Source organism: Nocardia sp. NPDC060220, from assembly GCF_042727815.1.
In the GTDB taxonomy this organism is placed as follows: Bacteria; Actinomycetota; Actinomycetes; order Mycobacteriales; family Mycobacteriaceae; genus Nocardia.
In genome coordinates this window covers 1-5,379 of sequence record NZ_JBHWZY010000468.1, presented here as the reverse complement: position 1 = coordinate 5,379, position 5,379 = coordinate 1, and the positions used below count along the sequence as shown (strand labels likewise).

The window sequence follows — 5,379 nt, the reverse complement described above, 5'->3', positions numbered from 1 at the left end:
GTGTTCTTCGCTGATCCGGCCGTCGGGGCGGTACCGGGTTGCCACCCTCCTTGAGGGTCAGCGCCAGGTTCAGGCGGTTGCGCTCACCACCGGAGAGCACACCCGCCGGCTTCTGCTGGTCCGGCCCCTTGAAGCCGAACGCGCTGACGTAGGCGCGCGAGGGCATCTCCTGGTTGCCGACCTGGATGAAGTCCAGACCTTCGGAGACGACCTGCCAGACGTTCTTCTTCGGGTCGATGCCGCCGCGGTTCTGGTCGACATAGCTCAGCTTGACCGTCTCGCCGACCTTCACCTCACCGCTGTCGGGTGATTCGAGACCGACGATGGTCTTGAACAACGTCGTCTTACCGACACCGTTGGGTCCGATGACGCCGACGATACCGTTGCGCGGCAACGTGAAGGACAGATCCTTGATGAGCTGACGATCGCCGAAGCCCTTGTCCAGGTTCGACACGTTGACCACGATGTCGCCCAGTCGCGGACCCGCGGGGATCTGGATCTCCTCGAAGTCCAACTTGCGGTGCTTCTCGGCCTCGGCCGCCATCTCCTCGTAACGGCCGAGGCGAGCCTTGTTCTTGGCCTGCCGGGCCTTGGCGCCGGACCGCACCCAGGCCAGTTCGTCCTTGAGGCGCTTCTGCAGCTTCTGGTCCTTCTTGCCCTGGACCTCGAGACGCTGCGCCTTCTTCTCCAGGTAGGTGGAGTAGTTGCCCTCGTAGGGGTAGGCACGCCCGCGGTCGAGCTCGAGGATCCACTCGGCGACATTGTCGAGGAAGTACCGGTCGTGGGTGACGGCCAGCACGGCGCCCGGGTAGTCGGCGAGGTGCTTCTCGAGCCAGAGCACACTCTCGGCGTCGAGGTGGTTGGTCGGTTCGTCGAGCAGCAGCAGATCGGGCTTGCTCAGCAGCAACTTGCACAGCGCGACGCGGCGGCGCTCACCACCGGAGAGGTTGGTGACCGGCTCGTCCGGCGGCGGGCAGCGCAGCGCATCCATGGCCTGCTCGAGCTGGGAGTCGACATCCCAGGCGTCGGCGTGGTCGAGGAACTCCTGGAGCTTGCCCATTTCGTCCATGAGCTCGTCGGAGTAGTCGGTGGCCATCAGTTCAGCGATCTCGTTGAACCGATCCAGCTTGACCTTGACCTCGCCGAGGCCCTCCTCCACGTTGCCGCGGACGGTCTTCTCCTCGTTGAGCGGCGGCTCCTGCTGCAGGATGCCGACCGTGGCGCCAGAGCCGAGGAACGCCTCACCGTTGTTCGGCCGGTCCAGTCCCGCCATGATCTTCAGCACGCTGGATTTACCCGCGCCGTTGGGACCCACCACACCGATCTTGGCGCCGGGAAGGAAGTTCAAGTACACGTCGTCGAGGATGACTTTGTCGCCGTGTGCTTTGCGAACCTTGATCATCTGATAAATGAACTCAGCCATACGCGGAAGCCTATCGGTGGGAGAAACGGGGACGGGATACGGAAGGGTCGAGTGCCGCGGAAACGACCCTCATGCGTCAACCTGCTCGGCACCGTTGGTGCTCGACACCACGTCCGGCGATCGCGCGGGGACAGGATCCGCCACGGTCGTACAGGCTACGGCAACGGCCTCGGTCGACGCATACCCGGTGGCAGCGTCGTCGGCCTTCGGTAGGGCAGCGCCGCGAGCATCGGAAATATTCCGCACCGCGGCATGCGGCAATGATCGCAGGCCCTCGGACCGGCGAACAACGCTCGCGTGGCAGCGCGCCAGATCGGGCCCGACCGCCACCGCGCGCATCTCGAGATCCCGCCGCTCGGTTCCGTCCTTGCCGCGGTACTCGTGCGAGCGGAGTTGCCCGTAGGCGATCACCGGGTCGCCGCGATGCAACGATCGATCCACCCCTGCCACCAGCCTGCGCCAGCACGAGACCGTGAGATACAACGTGCCGTTGTCGGTCCACTCCCCCGTTTTGACGTCGAATCGCCGCGAATTACTCGCCATCCGGAACGTGAGCATCTGCTCACCGTTGCTGAGATCGCGCCGCACCGGATGGGTGATGACGGTCCCGATCACCGTCGCGTGTGCCTCGTACATCGTGCTCGCCCCCCGCTCGAATCCACCGTTTTCGCTCTGACCACCCAAGAATGACCTGGCGAACGGGAGTGTGGGGCGCGCGCAGTCGATCTGTGGATGGATCGGGCAGTTGTGGACAACGTCGGTGTCAGAGCACGGGAAGCTCGGTGTTCGCTCCGCACAGCACCACGATCGGCCGTACGCCGGGATCCGGTGTGTACACACCGCTCTGCACGGCGGCCAGCGCGGCGGCACCCTCGAGCTCGACCACCACGCGGAACTCCCGCCAGAGGTATTCGCGGGCGGCGGCGACCGCGTCGTCGGCCACCGCAATCGCGGGCATCTGGTGACGCTGAGCGATGTCGAAGGCGATGTCGCCGACCCTGGTCGCGCACAGCAGTTCGGTGGCGCACGAGGCCACGTCGATATCGACCGGCGCGCCCGCCGCGAGTGCCGCCGAGAGCACCGGTATGTGCTCGGATTCGATGCCGACGATCTCCCTGCGCTTGCCCAGTGCCGCCCCGAGGCCCGCGATCAGCCCGCCGCCGCCGACCGCGGCCAGCACCGGCGGCCTGCCGCGCACCTGTTCTTCCAGTTCGAGCCCGATGACGCCGGCGCCCGCCACCACGGCGGGCATGTCGTAGGCATGCAGATGGTCGGCCCCGCGCTCGGCGGCCAGGGTGAGCGCCCGGCGTTGCGCCTCGGCGTACGTCGTTCCGTGCCAGAGCACTTCGGCGCCGTGCGCCCACATCGCGGCCACCTTGGTGTGTGGCGCGGATTCCGGCACGACAACCGTGCATTCCTTGCCGAGCTGTGCCGCGGCCAGCGCCACCGCGATACCCGCATTGCCCGCCGAGGCGACAACCACATGGTCGGCGCCGCTGCCGGCCGACAACAGGGCGTTGAGCGCGCCACGCACCGTGAATGTGCCGCCGTGCTGCAGGAATTCCATTTTCAGTGACACCGGCACCGGCCCGTTCGGCCCGTCCACACTCGTGTGGAACACCGGTGTCTTGCGTACCCGCCCGGCCAGCCGCCGCCGCGCCGCCCGCACATCGGTGCGCAGCACCCGCTCCGGTTCGGCCCGCTCGGTCGATTCGCTCGACGGCACACCGAATCCACTCACCGGCGGACCTCGCCGTCACGCCGCGCCAGCTCGGCGTACATCGCGTTGTAGGCGGTCAGGTCGGCGTCGTTGTCGCGATCGGCGGCCCGGTCGGTGCGCTTGGCCAGCTTGGTGTCGCTGCGTGACCACTGGATCAGCAGGGCGAGCATCACCACCACCAGCGGCACCTCACCGCTGGCCCAGGCGAAACTGCCGCCGTTGCGCTGGTCGGCGAGCAGGTCGATGTTCCAGCCGAGGTCGAGGGTGCGATAGAACCAGTCGCCCAGCACCGTGGTCATGCTCATCAGCGCGATGCCGAAGAACGCGTGGAACGGCAGCGTGCCGAACACCATCGCGAGCTTGGTCAGCGGCGCGACCTCGCGCGGCTTGGGATCGATGCCGATCACCACCCAGTAGAACAGGTAGCCGCTGAGCAGGAAGTGCGTGTTCATCATCAGGTGGGCGGCGTGCGAGTCGACGTAGGTGTCGAAGATTCCGCCCAGATACAGCGCGTAGAACCCGGCGACGAAGATCAGCGACGCCACCACGGGCTGGGTGAGGAACCGCGAGACCGGGTTGTGCACGGCCGCCAGAATCCACTCGCGCGGCCCCGGCACACCACCGCGGCCCGCGGGCGGGAGCGCGCGCAATGCCAGGGTCACCGCGCCGCCGAGGGCGAGCAGGATCGGCGCCAGCATCGACAACGCCATGTGCGCGCCCATGTGCACGCTGAACATCGCCGGTGCGTAGCGCCCGACCCCCGACGACGTGGCCAGCAACAACACCAGGCAGCCACTGCACCAGGCGATGGTCCGCCCGATCGGCCAGGCATCGCCGCGCTTGCGCAGCCGGTGGACGCCGAGCAGATAGAGCGCGGCGAGCACGATCGCCAGGGTTCCGAAGATCAGGTCGAAGCGCCAGTCGAACAGCAGGCGACTCACCGTCGGCGGGCCAGCGAGGGTGTAGCCCAGCTCCACTTCGACCGGCGTCGGCACCGTGGTCGGCGGCGGTGGCGGGGTGCGGCCGAGGCCGACTGCCAGGCCGATGGTCGCCGCGAAGATCAGCATCTCCACGCCGGCGAAACGGATGAGCGCGCCGCGGTCGCGCGAGTCGGCGGCCAGTGCGGGCAGCGCGGCCCGGCGCTGCAGGTAGCCGATGGCGCCCAGCACCAGCAGCGCGGCCGCTTTCGCGAGCACCAGCCTGCCGTACGTAGTGGTGAACAGGTCCGAAACGGGCACCCGCACCCAGGCATTCACGACGCCGCTGAGGCCGATCACCACGATCGAGATGGTCGCGGCCACCGAGAACCGGCGGGCGGCGATATCGGTGTTCGCGCCGCCACGCATCGCGTGCGCCAGCACCGCGATCAGCCCGCCCACCCAGACCGAGGCCGACACCATGTGCAGGATCAGGGAGTTGGTCGCCACGTCGTGGGAGCCACCGGAGGACGAGTGCCCGGTCAGCGCCAGCGGCATCATGGTCACCAACGCGCCTGCCAGCAGCACCGGCGTCCAGCCCCAGCGCAACGCGCACCGGCAGCCGATCGCCACGATCAGCGCGAACAACACTGTTGTCCGCCAGGCGCCCGCGACCTCGACCTGCGTGATCACCGGCCACAGGACTTCGGGTCGCCAGATGGCACTCACCGGCTGACCGGTCGTATCCGACACGGTCAACGGCACCAGCAGCGCCGCGCTCGCGGCCCACACCAGCGCGGCGTCGGAGGCGCGGCGCACCGCCCGATAACCGCCGACCTCGAGCAGCCCGCCGTCGCGCGGGGGCAGCAGGAACGCCGCGAACAACAGGGAGCCGACGGTCATCGCGGCGGCCAGATCGGCCACCGCGCGCAACGCGGGCAATCCATATGTTGTCAACGCCCCCGGATCGGGTATACCGAGCAAACTGAGCGCATGCGCCGCCGACAAGCCGACCACCATGGCCGCGACAACCGCGGCGATACACCCGGCCACAACACTGAGTACACCGAACGGCGCCGCCGGACCCGTATCCGCCGACGGTCCGCCGTCGACGGCGGGTCCAGCGGTGGGGTCCTGCGATAACGACATGACAACGAGGGTAGTTCGACGTGCCCGGCGACGCCCCGAGGGGGCGCTCACCCGAGCCTGCGCTCGACGATCCGGTCGGTCGCTATACTTTTCGAGCTGGACAGCGTGGCCGACTTCGGCCAAGGTTGATGCGACTGCCTCCGTAGCTCAGTTGGATAGAGCAAGGGCCT

General features: G+C 68.0%; 4 protein-coding genes. All 4 read right to left on the bottom strand.

The window, feature by feature from the left end:
* The coding region (ettA, locus tag ACFWF3_RS22630) for an energy-dependent translational throttle protein EttA (protein WP_379315176.1) at nucleotides 1–1,423 on the bottom strand (1,423 nt) is incomplete at its 3' end.
* 69 nt (nucleotides 1,424–1,492) lie between these two features.
* Complete coding sequence (locus ACFWF3_RS22625) at nucleotides 1,493–2,059, bottom strand: single-stranded DNA-binding protein (RefSeq protein WP_378995551.1); 567 nt, start codon at nucleotides 2,057–2,059, stop codon at nucleotides 1,493–1,495.
* A gap of 127 nt (nucleotides 2,060–2,186) precedes the next feature.
* On the bottom strand, nucleotides 2,187–3,164 hold the full coding sequence (locus tag ACFWF3_RS22620) for a serine/threonine dehydratase (protein ID WP_379315175.1): 978 nt from the start codon (nucleotides 3,162–3,164) through the stop codon (nucleotides 2,187–2,189).
* The gene (locus ACFWF3_RS22615) at nucleotides 3,161–5,209 is read right to left on the bottom strand and encodes a cytochrome c oxidase assembly protein (protein WP_378995547.1); all 2,049 of its coding nucleotides are present in this window, start codon (nucleotides 5,207–5,209) and stop codon (nucleotides 3,161–3,163) included. Before ACFWF3_RS22615 ends, ACFWF3_RS22620 begins: the two co-directional genes overlap by 4 nt.
* Nucleotides 5,210–5,379: the final 170 nt, after the last annotated feature.